Annotated in this window: 19 protein-coding genes and 2 tRNA genes; 5 read left to right on the top strand and 16 right to left on the bottom strand. The window is 64.8% G+C overall.

Translation table 11 applies throughout. From position 1 onward, the window contains the following. Positions 1 to 97 precede the first annotated feature (97 nt). Genes VGM61_RS13625 through VGM61_RS13610 form a run of 4 tightly spaced genes read left to right on the top strand, consistent with a single transcriptional unit; the run spans position 98 to position 3,037 of the window. Entirely contained in the window at positions 98 to 733 is a 636-nt protein-coding gene (locus VGM61_RS13625) for a methylthioribulose 1-phosphate dehydratase (protein ID WP_331523380.1), read from the top strand. Beyond that, the gene (locus VGM61_RS13620) at positions 730 to 1,299 is read left to right on the top strand and encodes an acireductone dioxygenase (RefSeq protein ID WP_331523379.1); all 570 of its coding nucleotides are present in this window, start codon (positions 730 to 732) and stop codon (positions 1,297 to 1,299) included. The genes VGM61_RS13625 and VGM61_RS13620 overlap by 4 nt, the downstream gene beginning before the upstream one ends. Next, positions 1,299 to 1,982, top strand: coding sequence for an acireductone synthase (mtnC, locus tag VGM61_RS13615; RefSeq protein WP_331523378.1), 684 nt, complete (start codon positions 1,299 to 1,301; stop codon positions 1,980 to 1,982). The genes VGM61_RS13620 and mtnC overlap by 1 nt, the downstream gene beginning before the upstream one ends. 23 nt (positions 1,983 to 2,005) lie before the next feature. After that, complete coding sequence (locus VGM61_RS13610; protein WP_414694879.1) at positions 2,006 to 3,037, top strand: C13 family peptidase; 1,032 nt, start codon at positions 2,006 to 2,008, stop codon at positions 3,035 to 3,037. Here the strand turns inward: VGM61_RS13610 and hisIE are convergent. The 11 genes from hisIE to hisS form a co-directional block, all read right to left on the bottom strand. After that, positions 3,021 to 3,632 (bottom strand): bifunctional phosphoribosyl-AMP cyclohydrolase/phosphoribosyl-ATP diphosphatase HisIE, encoded by a 612-nt coding sequence (gene hisIE / locus VGM61_RS13605; protein ID WP_331523376.1) that lies wholly within the window; start codon positions 3,630 to 3,632, stop codon positions 3,021 to 3,023. The genes VGM61_RS13610 and hisIE overlap by 17 nt on opposite strands. Next, positions 3,629 to 4,399: an imidazole glycerol phosphate synthase subunit HisF gene (gene hisF / locus VGM61_RS13600; protein ID WP_331523375.1), complete on the bottom strand. Its 771-nt coding sequence runs from the start codon at positions 4,397 to 4,399 to the stop codon at positions 3,629 to 3,631. The genes hisIE and hisF overlap by 4 nt, the downstream gene beginning before the upstream one ends. A 2-nt stretch (positions 4,400 to 4,401) precedes the next feature. After that, positions 4,402 to 5,148 (bottom strand): HisA/HisF-related TIM barrel protein, encoded by a 747-nt coding sequence (locus VGM61_RS13595; protein ID WP_331523373.1) that lies wholly within the window; start codon positions 5,146 to 5,148, stop codon positions 4,402 to 4,404. Beyond that, entirely contained in the window at positions 5,145 to 5,738 is a 594-nt protein-coding gene (gene hisH / locus VGM61_RS13590) for an imidazole glycerol phosphate synthase subunit HisH (protein ID WP_331523371.1), read from the bottom strand. Before hisH ends, VGM61_RS13595 begins: the two co-directional genes overlap by 4 nt. Next, positions 5,738 to 6,802: a bifunctional histidinol-phosphatase/imidazoleglycerol-phosphate dehydratase HisB gene (hisB, locus tag VGM61_RS13585; RefSeq protein ID WP_331523370.1), complete on the bottom strand. Its 1,065-nt coding sequence runs from the start codon at positions 6,800 to 6,802 to the stop codon at positions 5,738 to 5,740. The genes hisH and hisB overlap by 1 nt, the downstream gene beginning before the upstream one ends. Then, positions 6,799 to 7,857: a histidinol-phosphate transaminase gene (gene hisC / locus VGM61_RS13580; protein ID WP_331523369.1), complete on the bottom strand. Its 1,059-nt coding sequence runs from the start codon at positions 7,855 to 7,857 to the stop codon at positions 6,799 to 6,801. The genes hisB and hisC overlap by 4 nt, the downstream gene beginning before the upstream one ends. Next, positions 7,854 to 9,164, bottom strand: a complete 1,311-nt coding sequence (gene hisD / locus VGM61_RS13575) for a histidinol dehydrogenase (RefSeq protein ID WP_331523368.1) — start codon at positions 9,162 to 9,164, stop codon at positions 7,854 to 7,856. Before hisD ends, hisC begins: the two co-directional genes overlap by 4 nt. Next, a complete protein-coding gene (hisG, locus tag VGM61_RS13570; RefSeq protein WP_331523367.1) occupies positions 9,161 to 10,054 on the bottom strand; it encodes an ATP phosphoribosyltransferase in 894 nt (297 codons plus the stop codon). The genes hisD and hisG overlap by 4 nt, the downstream gene beginning before the upstream one ends. Then, positions 10,051 to 10,374, bottom strand: coding sequence for a YerC/YecD family TrpR-related protein (locus VGM61_RS13565; RefSeq protein WP_331523366.1), 324 nt, complete (start codon positions 10,372 to 10,374; stop codon positions 10,051 to 10,053). Before VGM61_RS13565 ends, hisG begins: the two co-directional genes overlap by 4 nt. 117 nt (positions 10,375 to 10,491) lie before the next feature. After that, on the bottom strand, positions 10,492 to 12,387 hold the full coding sequence (locus tag VGM61_RS13560; RefSeq protein WP_331523365.1) for an HAL/PAL/TAL family ammonia-lyase: 1,896 nt from the start codon (positions 12,385 to 12,387) through the stop codon (positions 10,492 to 10,494). A gap of 26 nt (positions 12,388 to 12,413) precedes the next feature. Continuing rightward, positions 12,414 to 13,796 carry a histidine--tRNA ligase gene (gene hisS, locus VGM61_RS13555; protein ID WP_331523364.1) on the bottom strand — a complete coding sequence of 461 codons (1,383 nt, stop codon included), beginning with the start codon at positions 13,794 to 13,796 and terminating at the stop codon, positions 12,414 to 12,416. A 157-nt stretch (positions 13,797 to 13,953) separates the two neighbouring features. Between hisS and VGM61_RS13550 the strand changes: the two genes are divergently transcribed. Then, a tRNA-Pro gene (locus VGM61_RS13550) sits at positions 13,954 to 14,030 on the top strand. Between the two features lie 106 nt (positions 14,031 to 14,136). On the opposite strand, the gene VGM61_RS13545 is transcribed toward VGM61_RS13550, so the two are convergent. The 5 genes from VGM61_RS13545 to recA all read right to left on the bottom strand — a co-directional run bounded on the left by VGM61_RS13545 (position 14,137) and on the right by recA (position 19,127). Next, a tRNA-Ser gene (locus tag VGM61_RS13545) sits at positions 14,137 to 14,229 on the bottom strand. A 74-nt stretch (positions 14,230 to 14,303) separates the two neighbouring features. Then, positions 14,304 to 14,504, bottom strand: coding sequence for a carbon storage regulator CsrA (gene csrA / locus VGM61_RS13540; RefSeq protein WP_324351508.1), 201 nt, complete (start codon positions 14,502 to 14,504; stop codon positions 14,304 to 14,306). A gap of 292 nt (positions 14,505 to 14,796) precedes the next feature. Further along, positions 14,797 to 17,430, bottom strand: coding sequence for an alanine--tRNA ligase (alaS, locus tag VGM61_RS13535; protein WP_331523363.1), 2,634 nt, complete (start codon positions 17,428 to 17,430; stop codon positions 14,797 to 14,799). Between the two features lie 80 nt (positions 17,431 to 17,510). Beyond that, positions 17,511 to 18,011 (bottom strand): regulatory protein RecX, encoded by a 501-nt coding sequence (locus VGM61_RS13530; RefSeq protein WP_331523362.1) that lies wholly within the window; start codon positions 18,009 to 18,011, stop codon positions 17,511 to 17,513. A 78-nt stretch (positions 18,012 to 18,089) separates the two neighbouring features. Next, the gene (recA, locus tag VGM61_RS13525) at positions 18,090 to 19,127 is read right to left on the bottom strand and encodes a recombinase RecA (RefSeq protein WP_331523361.1); all 1,038 of its coding nucleotides are present in this window, start codon (positions 19,125 to 19,127) and stop codon (positions 18,090 to 18,092) included. Positions 19,128 to 19,187: the final 60 nt, after the last annotated feature.

The following is a 19,187-nucleotide window of genomic DNA, read 5'->3' as shown; positions in this document are numbered from 1 at the left end:
CAAACGTTTCATGAGCCGTGAGAATGGCTCGCATTCCCCGCAGGACCGTCATGGCCGGCGTGTTATCATCACCTATCGTTTGGACGTCCAAATCATCATGACCGCCAGCATCGACATGAGCCTGCTTGCCCGCCACGCCGACGAGATCGCCGATGCCGCGCGCGAGCTATCGGCACTTGGCTGGACACCGGCCACCAGCAGCAATTTCTCCATGCGCATGGACAACTCCCACGCCGCGATCACCATCTCGGGCAAGGACAAGGGCCGACTTTCCCGCAGCGACATCATGGTGGTGGACTTCCAGGGCAATGCCGTGGGCAGTGCCCACCGCCCCAGCGCCGAAACCGGCCTGCACACGCAAATCTACCGCCGCTTCCCGGAAGCCGGCGTGGTGCTGCACACCCATTCGCGCAACCAGAGCGTGGCCTCGCGGCTGTTCGCCAGGGACGGCTCGGTGGTGCTGGAAGGCTGGGAACTGCAGAAGGCCATTACCGGCTACACCACGCACGAAAGCCGCCTGGAAGTGCCGGTATTTCCCAATACCCAGCTTATGCCCGAGCTCACCGCGCGCATCGACGCCTGGCTTGATGCGGGCAAGCCGCTGCATGCCTACCTGATCGACGGCCACGGCATCTATACCTGGGGCCGCGACATGCCCGAAACACGCCGCCACCTGGAAGCGCTGGAATTCCTGCTGGCCTGCGAACTGGATCTGAAGAGGTTGTCATCATGAGCCGCCTGCGCATCTACGCCGACAATGCCCACCCATCGCCCCTGGCCGATATCCATGACCACGATTCCATCGCAGCGGAACTGGGCAAGGTCGGCATCCGCTTCGAAGCCTGGGAAGCTGCCCAGCCGATCATCCCCGGCGCAAGCCAGGAGGAAGTCATCGCCGCCTACCAGGGCGACATCGACCGATTGATGCGAGAGGAAGGCTATCGAGCAGTCGATGTGATCAGCCTCAAGCCCGATCACCCCGACCGTGCCACCTTGCGCAAGAAATTCCTGGACGAGCACACCCATAGCGAGGACGAAGTCCGCTTCTTCGTCGCCGGTGCCGGGCAGTTCACCCTGCATATCCAGGGCAAGGTCTACGAAGTACTGTGCGAAGCGGGCGACCTTATCGGCGTGCCCGATGGCACGCCGCACTGGTTCGACATGAGCGAATCGCCGTATTTCGTTGCCATCCGCCTGTTCACCAACACCGAAGGCTGGGTCGCCAATTTCACCGGCCAGGATATCGCCTCGCGCTTCCCACGCATGGAGCCGCACGCTTCCGCACCCAAGGCCGCCTGATGTCCGCGATCCGCGCCATCGTCACCGACATCGAAGGCACCACCAGCTCGATCGATTTCGTCCACGACACCTTGTTTCCTTATGCCCGCGAACGCCTGCCGGCGTACGTGCAGATGCACGCCGATACGGCGCCGGTGCAACATTGGCTTGCCGAGGCCGCACGCGAGGCGGGCATGGTTCAGGCCAGCCGGCACGAAGTGGTGGACCTGCTCCTGCGCTGGATCGACGAGGATCGCAAATCCACTGCGCTCAAAGCACTCCAGGGCATGATCTGGAAAGACGGTTACGAAGCCGGCGACTACCGGGCCCACGTCTACCCGGAAGTCCCAGCGGTGCTGGCCAGCTGGCACGCGGCGGGTATTCCCCTCTACGTGTATTCGTCCGGTTCCGTGCCGGCTCAGAAGCTGTTCTTCCGTTACAGCCAGGCAGGCGACCTCTCGCCGCTGTTCTCCGGCTATTTCGATACCACCACCGGACCGAAGCGCGAGGCGGCCTCGTACACGTCCATTGCCCAGGCCATCGGTGAGACACCGTCCAGCATCCTGTTCCTGTCCGACATCGAGCAGGAACTCGATGCCGCCCATACCGCCGGCCTCCAGACCGGCTGGCTGCTTCGCAAGGATCCCAAGCCCGCGCAAGCGGCGCACCGCGCCTTCGCCCGCTTCGACGAGATCGTCGTCTGAAACCGTCCGCGCGCCTGTTGCTGGTGGCCCTGCTGGCATTCGTCGGCGGTGGCGTGGCCATGCACCTGCTGGCGCATTTGCACGCTGTCAGCGTCGCTGCAATGCAAAGCCCATCCGGCGTATCGCCAGCCATCGGCACAGCCCACTCAACATCGGCCACGCAACCGGCCGGACCATCGATCACCGCTGATGCCGGGAGCACTATCGTCAGCACCGACGACGGCGAGGATGACAACGCCGACGACTGGCCGGCCGATGCGCCCTCTCCTGAGCAAGTGCTCTACGCCCAGCGCCAGATGATGGACAAGGCCGTCGGCGCGCTTACGCCCCGCGTGCCCGGGAAACCCAACCTATGGGTGATCGCCTTTGCCGGTGATGGTGGCGAGGACGTTTTCCGCAACGAGGCCGAATACGCCCAGCGACTCTTCGCGCGACGTTTCGACGCGCAGGGCCACGTGCTGGTACTGCAGAACAATCCGGCCACGCTCGACGCGCGTCCGCTTGCCACCTGGAGCAACCTGGAAACCGCACTCGACGGCGTCGCTGCACGCATGGACCGCGGCCAGGACATCCTGTTGCTGTACCTCACCAGCCACGGCACTGAAGACCATACCTTGCTGGTGGACATGAACCCCCTGCCCCTGGATCAGCTCGATCCGGACGGTCTGGCGCAGATGCTCTCTTCCCACCACATCCGCTACAAGGTGGTGGTGGTGAACGCCTGTTACTCCGGCGGTTTCCTGCCGTCATTGCGCGGTGACGGCACCGCCGTACTTACTGCCGCGCGCAGCGATCGAAGTTCGTTCGGCTGTGGTTCGGATTCAGACATCACCTACTTCGGCCGTGCCTGGCTGGTGGATGGCCTGAACCAGACCGACGACATCCTGGTTGCCTTCGCCGACGCGAAGAAGGAAATCAGCCAGTGGGAACAGCGTGACAAACTCACCCCGAGCGAACCGCAGCTCGACCTCGGGGCCGGCATCGCCGCGCAACTGGAAAAATGGCGGGCCAGCCACAAGGCCGGCCCCACCGTTGGATTCAGCGCCGCGAAGTAGCGTGGCGCTCGGCCAGCACCGCCGCCACCGCGGAGAGATCCAGGCCGCGATCGCGAAGAAGCACCGTCAGGTGGAATATCAGGTCCGACGCTTCGCCCAATAGCGCTGTATCGTCCTGGACGACACCGGCCAGCGCTACCTCGACGCCTTCCTCGCCGACTTTCTGTGCAATACCTCGTGTGCCGCCATCGAACAAGGCAGTGGTATAGCTTCCCGCGGGTCGTTCGGCATGCCTGCGCGCCACCAGCGCGTCGAGCTCGGCCAGGAAGGCCAATGGCGGACGCACACTGTCGCCAAAGCAGCTGGACGTACCCTGGTGACACGTGGGGCCCGCAGGTTCCACGCGGGCAAGGAAAGTATCGCCGTCGCAATCCAGGTGCAGGTCGACCAGGCGCAACAGGTTGCCCGAGGTCTCGCCCTTGGTCCACAACCGCTGTTTGCTGCGGCTGAAGAACGTGACCAGGCCACTGGCTTCGGTCTCCTTCACCGCGGCTTCGTCGACATAACCAAGCATCAGCACCTCGCCCGTTTGCGCGTGCTGCACCACCATGGGCAGCAGCCCGCCGCCCTTGGCCCAGTCCGGTTGTATGGTCATGTTCTTACCTCCACGCCGGCTTGGCGCAGCTGCTGTTTCAGATCTTCGATGGCGATGATGCCGGCATGGAATACGCTGGCGGCAAGGGCCGCGTCGACGTCCGCGTTGCTGAAGGCATCGGTGAAGTGCGAGGGCGTTCCCGCACCTCCGGACGCCACCAGCGGCACTGGACACACCAGGCGTATCGCCCTCAGCTGCTCGATGTCGTAGCCCTGGCGCACACCATCGGAGCCCATGCAGTTCAGTACGATCTCCCCCGCGCCGCGAGCGCAGGCTTCGGCCACCCAATCAAGCGTGGTACGGGCGAGCGCCTGCATCCTGGAAGGGTCACCGGTGTACTGGCGAACGCGCCAGTTACCGTCGTCCTCACGCAGGCTGTCCACGCCCACCACCACGCACTGCACGCCGAAGGCGGCGGCCAGTTCGTTGATGAGGTCCGGACGTTCCAGCGCCGGAGAATTCACCGAGATCTTGTCGGCGCCGGCATACAGCACCTCGCGGGCATCCTCGACGCTACGGATGCCACCGGCCACGCAGAACGGGATATCGATGACACGGGCCACGCGTTCGACCCAGTCGCGGTCCACGCGTCGCCCTTCGGGACTTGCCGTGATGTCATAGAACACCAGTTCATCAGCGCCTTCGTCGCGGTAGCGCAGGGCCAGTTCGACAATACCACCGACCACGGCGTGATCACGGAAGCGCACGCCTTTGACCACTTGGCCGTCGCGTACGTCAAGGCAGGGAATGATGCGGCGTGCCGGCACAGTCAGGCCTCCACGCCGCCGGCCGCCGCGAAGGCGTCGGCCAGGGCCAGTGAACCCTGCAACAGGGCACGCCCGAGGATCACCCCTGCTATGCCTGCCGCTGCCACCGCGGCGACGTCGGCAGCCGAGCGCACGCCACCGGATGCCTGCACCTTCAACCCCGGGGCCAGCGTGGCAAGACGATGGTAAAGAGCAAGATTCGGCCCCGCCATCATGCCGTCGCGATCGATGTCGGTGCATAGCAGGTGCACGGCGCCTGCTTCGGCAAACACCGGTGCCAACACCTCCAGGGTGGCGCCTGCCTGCTCGGTCCATCCGGCATGCGGTAGCTGCCAGGCGCCGTCGCGCCATCGGGTATCCAGCGCCACCGTCAACCTTTCCGGTCCGAACCGCACCAGCCAGCCGGACACCGTATCAGGCTCGCGCACGGCGATGCTGCCCACCACCACCCGCGACACGCCCAGGCCGAGCAGGCGCTCGATCCCGGCAGCGTCGCGCACGCCGCCACCGGCCTGCAGTTGCAAACCGGCTTTGGCGATCGCCTCGATATAGGCAAGATTGGCAAACCCGCCATCGCGCGCGCCGTCAAGGTCAACCACATGCAGCCACGTGGCGCCCGCGTCGCGGTACTGGCCGGCCAGTACGGCAGCATCGACGTCGAAGTTGGTCTGCTGCGCGTAGTCGCCCTGGCGCAGGCGCACCACGCGCCCCTGGCGAAGATCGATGGCGGGAATCACCTGTGTCGTCATAGGTCGAGGAAGTTGGCCAGGAGGCGCGCGCCGGTGCGCGCGGAACGTTCCGGGTGGAACTGCATGCCGAAGAAATTACCTCGGCCGATCACCGCCGAGAACGCCTGACCATGCGTGCTGGTGGCAAGGGTATGTTCACCCGCTGGCAGCGCATAGCTATGCACGAAGTAGGTCCAGGCATCTTCGCCGATGCCGCGCAGCAGCGGATGCGATTGCGTCGACTCCAGGGTCGTCCAGCCCATGTGCGGGACACGCAATCCCGCAGTCGCGGTGAAACGGCGTGCCCGACCCGGCACCACGCCCAGGCATGGGGTGTCGCCCTCGTCGGAAGATTCGCAAAGCAGTTGCATGCCCAGGCACACGCCAAGCACCGGTTGCGTCAGCCCGCGTAACACCTCGACCAGGTTGGCCTCGCGCAATCGCGCCATGCCGGGGGGCGCGGCGCCCACGCCTGGAAGGATCACATGCGAAGCACTGCGGATGCGATCCGGATCAGCCGTGAGTTCGGCCTCGGCACCCAGACGCAACAACGCATAGCGTACCGATCCGATATTGGTGCCGCCGGCATCCACCAGCACCACGTCGGCCATCAGAGCGCTCCCTTGGTGCTGGGAAGTTCCGCACCTTCACGCCGAAGTGCCTGGCGCAGGGTTCGCGCCACCACCTTGAAGCAGGCCTCGACCATGTGGTGCGCGTTGTCGCCATGCACCGTCAGGTGCAGGTTCGCACCCAGCGTCTCGCACAGCGAGCGGAAGAAGTGCGGCACCAGCTCGGTAGGCACTTCGCCGACGCGCTCGCGCGGAAAGCTTCCTTCGAAGACGAAGTATGGACGGCCGGAGAGGTCGAGCGCGGCACTGGCGGCGCTCTCGTCCATCGGAAGGGTGAAGCCGTAGCGGCCGATGCCCCGCTTGTCGCCCAGCGCCTGGCGAAGGGCCTGGCCCAGTGCGAGCGCGCAGTCTTCGATGGTGTGGTGCTCATCGATATGCGTATCGCCGTCGCAGTTGATGGTAAGGGCGAAGCCGCCGTGCTTGCCGATCTGCTCGAGCATGTGGTCGAAAAAACCAAGGCCCGTATGCGCATGCGGCTCAGCGACGCGGTCAAGGTCCACGCTGACGCGGATATTCGTTTCCTTGGTCCGTCGCACCACATTCGCGGTGCGTGGCCGATCGAGCACCGCATGCGCAATGGCCGGCCAATCCAGGCCATCCTGGCCGATGCGCATGCCTCGAACACCCATATTGGCGGCGAAGTGCATGTCGGCTTCACAGTCACCGACCATCGCCGACCGCACGCGGCTCCAGCTGTCATCGGCCAGGTAGCCGTGCAGCATGCCGGTACCAGGCGAACGCATGGTCGCGTCGTCACCGGGCAGGCTTTCATCGATGAATACATCACGAAAGACGATGCCCTGCGACGCGAGCAGACCAAGCAGGAGTGCCTGCGCACCTTCAAAGCCTTCGCGCGGGAATCCGGGGCCGCCAAGGCCTGGTTGATGGGTCACCATCACCAGGTCGAAGCCGGCGCTGACAAACCGCTGCAATGCTGCGATGACGCCGGGGGCCAGGGCCAGTTTGTCGTAGGCATCCACGGGACCTTCGCTGCGCCTGGCAATGATGCAGCCGTCACGGCCGAGGAACAGGACCTTGCCGCTCATGCCGGCACCGCGACGGCGGCTAGCGCATCGAACACGCGATCATTGTCTTGCCGACGGCCGATGGTCAGGCGGAGCGCGTCACCCAATCCTTCGTAACGACGCACGTCGCGCACCACGATGCCGGCGGCAAGCAATGCCTTTTGGCTGGCGCCCACATCACGCAGGCGCACGGTCAGGAAGTTGGCATCCGAAGGCATCACCTGATGTACCGAGGGCAATGCCTGCAATCGCCGGGCCATGCGTTCGCGCTCGTGGCGGACCATACCCACGTGCAGGAGTGCTTGATCGAAAGCAGGCGATGCCAGGGCCAGCAAGGCGGCATCGGTACATGGGGTCGCCAGCGGGTATGGCGCCATGATCCGTCGAAGCAGACCCACCAGGCTTTCATCACCGAGCAGGCAACCAATGCGCGCACCGGCCAGGGCATAGGCCTTTGACAAGGTGCGCAACACGCAGACGTGATCGTGCTGTTGCACCAGCGTCGCTGCGCTACCCTGTCCTGCGAATTCGATATAGGCCTCGTCCACCACCAGCACCGCGCGGCCTGCAAGCGCCCGCGCCAGACGCTCGATGCCCGCGCGCGGCACAAGGGCGCCCGTGGGATTGTTCGGCGAACACACGAACACCAGGCGCACAGATGGAGTCATCGCGGCCAGCAAGGCATCGATATCGAGCGAGAAATCCACCGGACGCAACGGCGCCTGCACCACCGCCGCACCCTGCACACGCGCGCATACCGCATACATGCCGAACGTGGGCGGGGAAATGAGCACCGCACTTTCGCCTGCAGGGCAAAAAGCACGCACCAGAAGGTCGATGGCTTCGTCGCTGCCGCGGCTCACCAGTACCTGCCCCGGGGCTACGCCATACAGCTGGGCAAGCCGCTCGATCAGCGCCATGGGCTGCGGTTCGGGATAACGGTTCAAGCCAAGGCCATCGTCCCAGGCCGACTCGTTCGCGTTCAGGAACAACTCGCCGCCGGCGGCTTCCATCCGCGCGCTGGAATACGGTACCAGTGCGCGTACGTCGAGTCTCGCCAGATCCAGCACGCTCATGCGGCCACCTCGCCCAGAGCCTGTAGCCGCAGCGTTACCGCCAGCCCATGTGCATCGAGCCGCTCTGCAGCGGCAAGCGTGACGGCGCAGGGACCGATGGCACGCAGGCCTTCGGCGGTGAGCTCCTGGACAGTCACCTGCTTGACGAAGCTTGCCACCGACAGGCCGCTGTAACTGCGGGCATGGCCGTACGTGGGCAGGACATGGTTGCTGCCGCTGCAGTAATCGCCAATGGACTCAGGTGTCCAGCGCCCCAGGAACACCGAGCCCGCGCTTTCGACCAAAGGAAGCCAGCGGCGTGCGTCTTCCACCTGCAGGATCAGGTGTTCGGGCGCGTAACGGTTACTGACCTTAATGGCCTGGCCGATGTCCCGCACGAGGATCAAGCGGCTGTGGGCGAGCGATGCCCGCGCGATCTCGCTGCGCGGCAGGAGCGACGCCTGGCGATCTACCTCGCGCGCCACGGTATCGAGCATCCAGGGCGTGTCGCTCACCAGGATCACTTGCGAATCCACGCCGTGCTCGGCCTGCGACAGGAGATCCGCCGCCACGAACACGGGGTCGGCGTCGCGATCGGCCACCACCAGCACTTCGGAGGGACCTGCCGGCATGTCCATGGCCGCGCCGCCTGGATCGGCGGCTACCTGCAACTTGGCCTCGGTGACCCAGCTGTTACCCGGACCGAACAATTTGTCGCAGCGGGGAATGCTCGCCGTGCCATACGCCATCGCGGCGATCGCCTGCGCGCCGCCGAGCTTGAACACCCGGTGCACGCCGGTCAGGCGCGCGGCATACAGCACGGCATCGTCGCAGCGACCATTGGCCTGCAGGGGGGTGCACAGCACAACCTGCGCGCAACCGGCCAGGCGCGCGGGAATACCCAGCATCAGCGCTGTCGACGGCAAGGGTGCACCGCCAGCTGGTACGTACAGGCCCACGCGGCGAATCGGGCGAAGCACTCGTTCGACGCATACGCCGGGCCCGGTTTCCACCGACACGGCCGTCGGCGCGCCCGCCCGGTGGAAGGCCTCGATGCGGCCAGCGGCCTCGGCAATCGCCGATTTAAGTGTGGCATCGAGCCTGCCTTCGGCTTCGACGAATTCCCCTTCACTTACTTCAAACAGATCCGGGGCGTGGCCGTCGAAGCGTTCGGTGAGTTCGCGCAGGGCGTCGTCGCCACGACGCCGTACTTCGGCAATGATGGTCGCCACCCCGCCCTGCAATGACGCGGAACGGGATGGTTCCGGACGGGCCAGGACGGTGTCGCGGCCGACCGGGTCAAGCGTGTTCCAGTCCACGCGCTTCATGCCAGCATCTTCTCTACCGGCAGCACCAGCATGTCGCGGGCACCGGCTTTCTTCATTTCCTCCAGTTGGCGCCAGCTCACCGCGCCGGCACACAGCGCCTGCAGCACCACCTGGCCGGGCTGGCCGTCGACCTGCGTGAGCGTGGGACGCGGCATCCCGGGCAACAGGCGGGTAATGGCATCCAGGGCATCGCGCGGGGCCTGCATCATCACCAGGCGCGAGTCGCGCACCTGGATCACGCCATCGAGGCGGCGCAGCATGAGTTCGGCAAGGTCGCCACGTTCGTCCGCGGGAAGCGTGGCCGGGCCGGCGAGCACGGCCTGGCTTTCCATCACCACGGCCACTTCGCGAAGCTGGTTGGCCACCAGCGTCGCACCGCTCGATACCAGGTCGCAGATGGCATCGGCGGTACCCAGGCGCGGGGCGATCTCAACGGAACCGGCCAGCATCACCACCTTCGCTTCCACGCCGTTATCGCGCAGCCATTGGCCAAGCAGGCCTGGATAGGAGCTTGCGATGCGCAGGCCGGCCAGTTGCGAGGGATCGGTGTAGGCGTCTTCCTGGGGCATCGCCACCGAAAGCCGGCAGCCACCGAAGCCCAACGGACGCAGCTCCTGGATTGGGGTTACCGAGGGATCGGCTGTCAGCTGGAACTCACGCAAGACGTTGCGCCCGACGATGCCAAGGTCACAGACGCCCTCGGCGATCAAGCCCGGGATGTCATCGTCGCGTACCAGCAGCAGGTCGACCGGCTCGCCCTCGCCGAAGCAGAACAGCTTGTCGCGGCTCTGCCGGAACTTCAGTCCGCAACGGGCCAGCAGTTCCTGGGCAGGATCGGTGAGCCGGCCGGACTTCTGCATGGCGATGCGCAAGCGGTCACGGGGCTTCACGCCGACACCCCGCGCTCGTTGAGCGAACGCGCCGCGGCAGCCATGTAGCCGCCGCTGCCCTGGTTGAGATAGCGCGCGACGCGGCCGATGGTGGTGATGCTCACAGAGGTTTTCTCGTGGATGCTGCGATAGGAAAGGCCTTCGAGCAGGTAGGGGACCACCCGCCAGCGATCCACCAGCAATTCGATTTCCGCCGGGGTGCACAGGTCGTGCAGGAAGGCACGCATGTCGTCGACCTCCCTCAAGGCAACCAGGGCTTCGCAAAGGCTGCGCTCGGCGTCGCCGGCCGTGGTCTGGGGATCGAGTGAACGACGTTTCATAATGTATTAACGCGTTAGTACAGTAGGACAGATAATGCCATGGCCGGCCTTGTCCAGCAAGGTGCTGAATCCGTGATGGGTCGCAGTGGGCCTGCGACTTAAGCCTGGTTATCGGCCTTAAGCGACCAGGACGCCGCTGGCGACGATGTCACAGACCCGCTTCACGTCGTTATCCATCGCGCGGTCGCGCTGCATGAAGGCAATCTCCCCACGCAGCTTTGCAAGTGCCTCGCGCACGGCAGCACCGCCGTGGAAATCCCCTGCCTCGGCAAGCGCTTGCATCAACTGCCTGACCTCGCGCTCGAACTGGGGATAGTGCGGAGAATCCGGTCGCGGGGCACCGTTGATCTTCCCCGCCAGGGCCGCCCAGTCGCCGCTGATGGCCAGCTCGCGGGCGGCGTTGAGCATGTCCTGTCGATATTCCAGGGCCTGGGCAGCGGTATAGAGCTCCATGGCCAGCACGTGGCCCAGGTCTTCGGTCATCTCCAGCACGTGGCGCGCCTCGTTGGCGCCCATGGAGACATGGTCCTCGGCATTGGCGCTGGTAGGCACCGAATACACCGAGGCTGGATGGGCGCGCGTGGCCAGGTCGTTCACCAGGGCTGCCGCGGTGTACTGCACGATCATGAAGCCTGAGTCGGTGGCGTCTTCGTTGCCGATCAGGAAGGCCGGCAAGCCGTCGTTGTTGGCGGGGTCCACGAGCTTGGCCGTGCGGCGCTCGGAAATGGATGCCAGCACCGGGATCGCCGCCTTCACGTAACTCATCGACAACGCCAGCGGCATGCCGTGGAAATGGCCGGCGGAGATCACCTGGTCCTCGATCACCTGGGCGTTTTCCGCGTCGGGGAACACCAGCGGGTTGTCGGTGACGGCGTTCAATTCGATATCGAAGACGCGGCAGGCCTGCTGCCATGCGTCGCGCACCGCGCCATGCACCTGGGGGGCGCAGCGCAGGCAATAGGCATCCTGCGGCTGGTGTTTCTTGCCACCCTTGAAGGGCAGGAAACGGCTATAGAAGGTTTCCTTGCCATGGCGTTGGCTGGCAGGCACGTAGTCCCAGCTGATATCGAACCGATGGGCCTGGCCTTCTTGCGTGCTCCAGGAATCGGCCAGCCATGGGCGGAACTTCGGCACCAGGTGGTAGGCAATGTCGGCGAGGGTGGACCCTTCGAGCAACCCAAGGAAGCGGCCGGCCGTGGCCACCTGCCCTGGATGCGGGCGCAATGCATGTACTTCAGGCGCAAAAGCGCGGGTACGTCCGGCAAAGGCGTCGAGCGTCATCGCCGCGGCGAGATCCGCGGTGTCCATCAGCATCTGGAGACGGTCCAGCGCCAGCACTCCGCAGGCCAGCATCTGCGTGGTGCCGTTGTTGAGCGCCAGGCCTTCCTTGAATGACAGGCGCACCGGCTGCAGGCCGGCACGCTCAAGCGCCTGGGCACCGGGCATGCGTTCACCCTGGTAGAACGCCTCGCCACCACCAAGCAACACGATGGCCAGGTGCGACAGGGGAGCTAGATCGCCGCTGGCGCCCACGGAGCCCTTTTCCGGAATCACCGGGATGATGTCCCGGTTGAGGAGCTCTGCCAGGGACTCAAGCGTGCTGACCCGAATACCCGAATGACCGCGCATCAGGGTGTTCACACGGATAACCAGCATCGCGCGGACGACCTCCGGCGCGAAGGGCCGGCCCACGCATACCGCGTGGGTGATGATCAGGTTGTGCTGCAGTTCCTCAAGCAGGCTCCCCTCGCGGTGTTCAGGGTTACCGCCAGGAAGCTCGTCGCGCACACGGTGCGCGCCAAGGAGTTTGTCAGCATTACTGCCGAAGCCCGTGGTGACCCCATAGATGGGCTCGCCGCAGCTCACTTTCTCGGCGAGGAAATCCGCCGCACGGCGAACCCTGGTCAACTGCTCCTGATCCAGGCGGACGGTCGCGCCGTGGCGCGCGACACGCACGACGTCGGTGCGGGTAAGGCTGGCGCCGTCAAGGAGGATGCTCGTGTTGTCGTTCATGCGTTTACCAGATGCTGGGGCTTTGATTACGGGCGCAGGCTGATGTCAGCCTGAGCCAGTTCCACGCGCAGGGCCTTGATCAATTCGGTGCGGGCCACTTCGAACTGGTCCTCGCGGCGAAGATCCTTGACCGTGACCACGTTGCGGGCGAGTTCGTCCTCGCCAAGTACAAGCACGAAGCGGATGCCGGCGCGGTCGGCGTACTTGAACTGCTTGCCAAGCTTGCCGCCTTCCATCATCACCTCGGTGGCGATGCCGGCCTGGCGAAGCTCGGTGGCCAGGGCGATGTAGTGCGGCAAATGGGCAGCGTCCATCTGCGTTACCAGCACGTCCACGGTGCTCTGCGCCCGCGCGACAAGACCGGCGTCGCGCAACTGCCAGAAAAGACGCGTAAGGCCGATGGAGATGCCAACGCCTGGCAGGTGCGACTTGGTGTACTGGCCGGCAAGGTTCTCGTAACGGCCGCCCGAACACACCGAACCGATGTCCGGATGGTCGTTAAGCGTGGTCTCGTAGACGGTACCGGTGTAGTAGTCCAGGCCGCGCGCGATCGACAGGTTCAGTGCGAAGTGGGTATCAGGCACGCCGAAATCGCGCAGCAGGCCCAGCACTTCCTTCAGTTCCGCCCTGCCCTGTTCGAAGGTTTCACCGCCGCTGCCGAGCGCGTCGAGCTTGGACAGGGCATCGGCAAGTGAGGTGGAGCGCACCTGGACGAAATCCAGGATGCGGTCGGCGGCCTCGTGGCTGAGGCCGAACGCCTCGCCGGTGAGCGTATCGCGCACGTATTGCGGGCCGCGCTTGTCGAGCTTGTCCACTTCGCGAAGCACCAGCATCTGCTTCTCGGCATCATCGATGCCAAGCCCTTCGAAATAACCGCGCATCAGCTTGCGGTTGTTCATCTGGATGGTAAACGCGCCGACATCGAGCTCGCGGAACACGCTGTAGATCACCGCGGGGATCTCCGCGTCGTAGCGCACGGAAAGCGTGTCCTTGCCGATCACATCGATGTCGCACTGGTAGAACTCGCGGAAGCGGCCGCGCTGGGCGCGCTCGCCACGATACACACGCTGCATCTGGTAACGGCGGAACGGGAAACTCAAGTCGTGTTCGTGTTCGGCCACGTAGCGGGCCAGCGGCACGGTGAGGTCAAAGCGAAGGGCAAGCTCGGGACGATCTTTTTCCTGGGCCAGGGCGCCGGTGGATTGTACGAAGTACACCTGTCGTTCCGTCTCGCCACCCGTTTTGGTGAGCAGGATGTCGGAAAATTCGATCACCGGGGTTTCAACCGGCAGGAAACCGAAGCGCTCGTAGTTGCGGCGGATGACGTCGAGCATGCGCTGGAAAGCAATCTGGTCCAGCGGGAGCAGCTCGAGCACGCCTGGCATGGTGCGGGCCTGGGTCAGTGCCATGGAATCCTCGGGAAGAAAGGCGGTTTCAAAGGGCGCAAAGCAGCCGCCTAGGTTACCAGATGAGGCCCGCGCCGCCGCGTGGGCGCGCTGTGCCGGGGCGCGCGCCCGGACCTGTTGCCAAGCCCCGGCCCGCCCATTAACATACGCGGCTCGCTGTCGGGGTGTAGCTCAGCCTGGTAGAGCGCTACGTTCGGGACGTAGAAGTCGCAGGTTCGAATCCTGTCTCCCCGACCAAAATAATTCCCGTTGTACGCAGTAACGAGAAAACCGGCATTGGCCGGTTTTTTTGTGGGCACGGATCAGACACAAAAAAACCCCCTTGCGGGGGCATTTTTGTGTCTGGCGGAGAGAGAGGGATTCGAACCCTCGATAAGGCTTTTGACCCTATACTCCCTTAGCAGGGGAGCCCCTTCGGCCTCTCGGGCATCTCTCCGTGAACATGGGCCTTCGGGTGTTTGGCCCGAAAGAGCCGCCAAGGATACTGTCCTTGGGAGCGTGGGACAAGCCTCAGTGACCCTCGCCGACCTCGCCGTCGGAAGGATCGTTTTCGTTCTTGATGCGCTGGTAAATCTCCTCGCGGTGTACTGCGACATTCTTCGGAGCATTGATGCCAATGCGCACCTGATTGCCCTTCACGCCGAGAACGGTGACGGTCACCTCGTCACCGATCATCAGGGTTTCACCGACCCGGCGGGTCAGAATCAACATGATAGTTACTCCATTTACTCAGGTCATTGGCCAGCCACCGGACGACGACTCACCCCGAGATCGTCGCTCGACGGTTCGACGTACCGCCCGGGCCAGGGGCCTTAACCCTGTCCGGCTCAACACACTCGGATAACCAGCGGCCAATCACGACCACTCGACTCGACACCCCCCCACTGCGACGGCATCGATAGTCGGGTGATACTAACGAGCCGAAGCGGGGCGCGCAACGCGAACAACGTACCAAACCGCCAACGGTGTACCGCAGGGACGTCGATTCCCGGTTATCTTGCTTTCAGCCTAGACGCGCGGCGATCCAGGTCGGCAACTCGGCCAGGGCCTTCACCAGCGCCGGACCGTCGGTACCACCGCCCTGGGCCATGTCCGGGCGCCCGCCACCCTTGCCGTCGATCGCCGCCGCTACGTGGGCCACGAGATCCCCGGCCTTGATCCTGCCCAGCGCCGATCCGCCGACGCCGGCGACCAGCGAGGCACGGCCCTCGGCCGTGCCGGCAAGGACGACCGCGCAGTCGGCAAGCTCCTGTTTCAGGCGGTCCAGTGCATCGCGCAGTGCCTTGGCATCCAGGCCTTCCAGGCGCGCGGCAACCACCTTGATGCCTTTCACCTCCACCGCGGAAGCGGCGAGGTCCGCGGAAGCTGAACCGGCCGCCTTCGCCTTGAACGATTCAAGTTCGCGCTCGAGCTTTTTCTGCCGGTCGAAAAGCTGGCGGAGTTTTTCCACGACTTCGTCACCACTGACTGACAACAAAGCCGAAACCTGGGCCAGGCGACGTTCCTCGTCGGCCACAAAGGCCAACGCGCCGTCGCCCGTCACCGCCTCGATGCGGCGCACACCCGACGCCACGCCGCTTTCGCCGATGATCTTGAACAGGCCGATATCACCGGTGCGGCCGACATGGGTGCCGCCGCACAACTCGGTGGAAAATTCCCCCATGTGCAGCACGCGTACTTCGTCGCCGTATTTTTCTCCGAAGAGGGCGATGGCACCGAAGTCGATGGCGTCGTCGTAGCCCATGTGGTGCACCTCGGCCTGGGCATTGCCACGTACCGACGCGTTGACCATGGCCTCGACCTGCGCGAGCTCCGCCGGCGTGACCGGCGCAAAGTGGGAGAAGTCAAATCGCAGGCGGTCGGGCGCGACCAGTGAGCCCTTTTGCGCCACGTGCTCGCCAAGCACCGTGCGCAGCGCCGCGTGCAACAGGTGTGTTGCCGAGTGGTTCAGCACCGTGGCCCGACGGCGCTGTGCGTCGACGCTGGCAACCACGGTGTCGCCCACGCGAAGCGCCTGGATACCCTGCCAGCGGCCGACATGACCGAAGAACACGCCGCCGAGCTTGCGCGTGTCGGCGACATCGAATTGCCCGTCGCCGGCATTGAGCCTGCCGGTATCACCCACCTGGCCTCCGGATTCGGCGTAGAAGGGCGTGCGGTCCAGGAGCACCGCGGCTTCTTCGCCGTTGCTTAAGGAATCCAGGGACTTGCCCCCGTGCACAATGGCCACCACCTTGCAGCCTTCACGCTCGAGCGCGTCGTAGCCTTCGAATACGGTCGGCGCCAGCGCACTGGCCACCTCGGCCGGCAGTTGGCCCTTCGATTCGAACTGGCTGGATTTACGGGCCAGGGCACGTTGCTGTTCCATGGCCGTTTCAAACCCGGCCATGTCCACGGACAATCCCCGCTCGCGGGCGATGTCAGCGGTGAGATCGACCGGGAAGCCGTAGGTGTCGTAGAGCCGGAAGGCGTCTTCTCCCGGAATGCTGCCACGGGCCCTGGCTGCCACCTCGTCGAACAGACGCATGCCTTTTTCCAGCGTTTCGCCAAAGCGCTGCTCCTCGGTACGCAGGGCCTGTTCCACCAGCGCGCGCTTGGCCGGCAGTTCCGGATAGGCCTCGCCCATCTCCTCCACCAGCGGCGCGACCATTTTCCAGAAGAAGTCGCCTCGAACGCCCAGCATCCATCCATGACGCAGCGCGCGGCGGATGATGCGGCGGAGCACATAGCCCCGTCCTTCGTTCGATGGCAGTACGCCATCGACGATCAGGAACGAGCAGGCACGGATATGGTCGGCAATCACGCGCAGCGACTTGTTGGCGAGGTCGGTGGTTTCGGTGAATTCACCGGCCTTGCGGATCAGATGGGTGAAAAGGTCGATCTCGTAGTTGGAATGGACATGCTGCAGTACCGCGGCCAGGCGCTCCAGGCCCATGCCGGTATCCACGCACGGCGCAGGCAGCGGCGAGAGCGTGCCGTCCGGCGCGCGATCGAACTGCATGAACACCAGGTTCCAGATCTCGATATAGCGGTCACCGTCTTCGTCGGGCGAGCCTGGCGGCCCACCGGCGACGTCCGGGCCGTGATCGTAGAAAATTTCCGTACAGGGACCACAGGGACCCGTGTCGGCCATTTGCCAGAAATTGTCCGAGGCATATGGCGCACCCTTGTTGTCGCCGATGCGCACGATGCGGTCGGGCGGGATGCCGACGACTTCGTTCCATATCCGGTAGGCCTCGTCGTCGGTCTGGTACACCGTCACCCACAACCGGTCCGCTGGCAGTTTGAAGACGCCAGTGAGTAGTTCCCAGGCGAAGGCAATGGCGTCGTGTTTGAAGTAGTCGCCGAACGACCAGTTGCCCAGCATCTCGAAGAAAGTGTGGTGGCGCGCGGTATAACCCACGGCATCCAGGTCGTTGTGCTTGCCGCCGGCGCGCAGGCAGCGCTGGACGTCGGCTGCACGCACGTATCCGGGCTTTTCGCTGCCCAGGAAGACATTCTTGAACGGCACCATGCCTGAGTTGGTGAACAGCAACGTGGGGTCGCTGGCGGGCACCAGGGACGCGGACGGGACGATGGTGTGCCCCTTGCTGCGGAAATACTCAAGGAAGGTGGAGCGGATCTGCGCGGTTTTCATCGGGGACGGTAGGGGCCATGCCTTGGATTTCGGTCGCCACGGGCAGTGGCGGCGGCAGGGCACGAGCCGGTCGGACCCGGTCAATCGTCAGCTGCGTCGTCCACTTCAGCGTGGGTGAGACTACGTACTGTGGCGGCCGCGAAGCCGCGACGCAAGAGGAACTGGGCCCGACGGCCGCGTTCAGCGTAGTCGGCCGTGGGGCCACCGTAGCGGCGACGCAGGATGTCGGCGGCAAGCGCATGCCAGTCGACCTCTGCTTCGTCCAGAAGGCGTCTGGCCGTGGCCTCGCCAATGCCGTGGTTGCGCAATTCGGCACGGATGCGGGCCGGCCCGTACCCTTGGCTGGCGCGGCTGCGCACCAGCATGGACGCAAAGCGATCGTCGTCCTGGTAGCCCTGCTCGCCCAGGCGCTCGATGGCTTCGGTGGTGTCCTGACGGTCGTAACCACCCTGGCCGAGCTTCCGGGAAAGCTCGCGCCCGGAGTGCTCGCGCCGCGCCAGCAAGCCCAGGGCCTTGTCGTATGCCGTGCGCTGGGGTTTATCACTTTTCGCTGGCTTGTCCGGTCGCTCACGACGCGGCATGGCAATTCCTTCGAAAATGAAGAAGCCGCGCTCGGGGGCGCGGCTTCTTGAAGGTTAACGCAAGGGCACGCTTTCAGATCAGGCCTCTTCGAGGGCCTCTTCCGCAGGCGCCGCGCCGCGCGGGGCGGCCTTGACCAGCAGGCGCGCACGCAATTCCGTGTCGACCTCGTTGGCGATGGCCGGGTTGTCGCGCAGGAACTGGCGCACGTTTTCCTTGCCCTGGCCGATACGGTCACCCTTGTAGCTGTACCAGGCGCCGGATTTGTCGATCAGGTTTTCGCGGACACCCAGTTCGATGATCTCGCCCTCGCGGGAGGTGCCCTCGCCGTAGAGGATCTCGAATTCCGCCTGGCGGAAGGGTGGTGCCACCTTGTTTTTCACCACCTTGACCCGGGTTTCCGAACCAATCACTTCGTCGCCCTTCTTCACCGCGCCGATGCGGCGGATGTCCAGGCGTACCGAGGCGTAGAACTTCAGCGCGTTGCCGCCGGTGGTGGTTTCCGGCGAACCGAACATCACGCCGATCTTCATGCGGATCTGGTTGATGAAGATCACCAGGCAGTTGGTTTTCTTGATGTTGGCCGTGAGCTTGCGCAGGGCCTGGCTCATCAGGCGGGCATGCAGGCCGACGTGCATGTCGCCCATCTCGCCCTCGATTTCCGCCTTGGGCGTAAGGGCCGCGACCGAGTCGACGACGACGACGTCCACGGCACCGGAGCGGACCAGCATGTCGGCGATTTCAAGCGCCTGCTCGCCGGTATCGGGCTGGGAGACCAGCAGGTCGTCGACCTTCACGCCGAGTTTTTCGGCATAGGTCGGATCGAGCGCGTGCTCGGCGTCGACGAAGGCCGCGGTGCCGCCGGCACGCTGGCAGGCGGCGATGACCTGCAGGGTAAGCGTGGTTTTACCCGAAGATTCCGGACCGTAGATCTCCACTACGCGGCCGCGCGGCAGGCCGCCGATGCCCAGTGCGATATCCAGGCCCAGGGAACCGGTGGACACGGTATCGATGGTGTCGTCGGGGCGGTCGCCCAGGCGCATGACCGCGCCCTTGCCGAACTGCTTTTCGATCTGGCCGAGGGCACTGGCGAGCGCCTTGCGCTTGTTGTCATCCATCGTTTGCATTCCCGCGTGAGGTCGTTTGATGTAGGTGTATCTTGCGCCGCGGCGATCTCA

Origin of the sequence: Pinirhizobacter sp. (genome assembly GCF_036499745.1) — a bacterium.
Taxonomy (GTDB): domain Bacteria; phylum Pseudomonadota; class Gammaproteobacteria; order Xanthomonadales; family Rhodanobacteraceae; genus Pinirhizobacter.
Note: the sequence above shows the minus strand (reverse complement) of the source record. Positions and strands in the feature narration are given on the sequence as shown.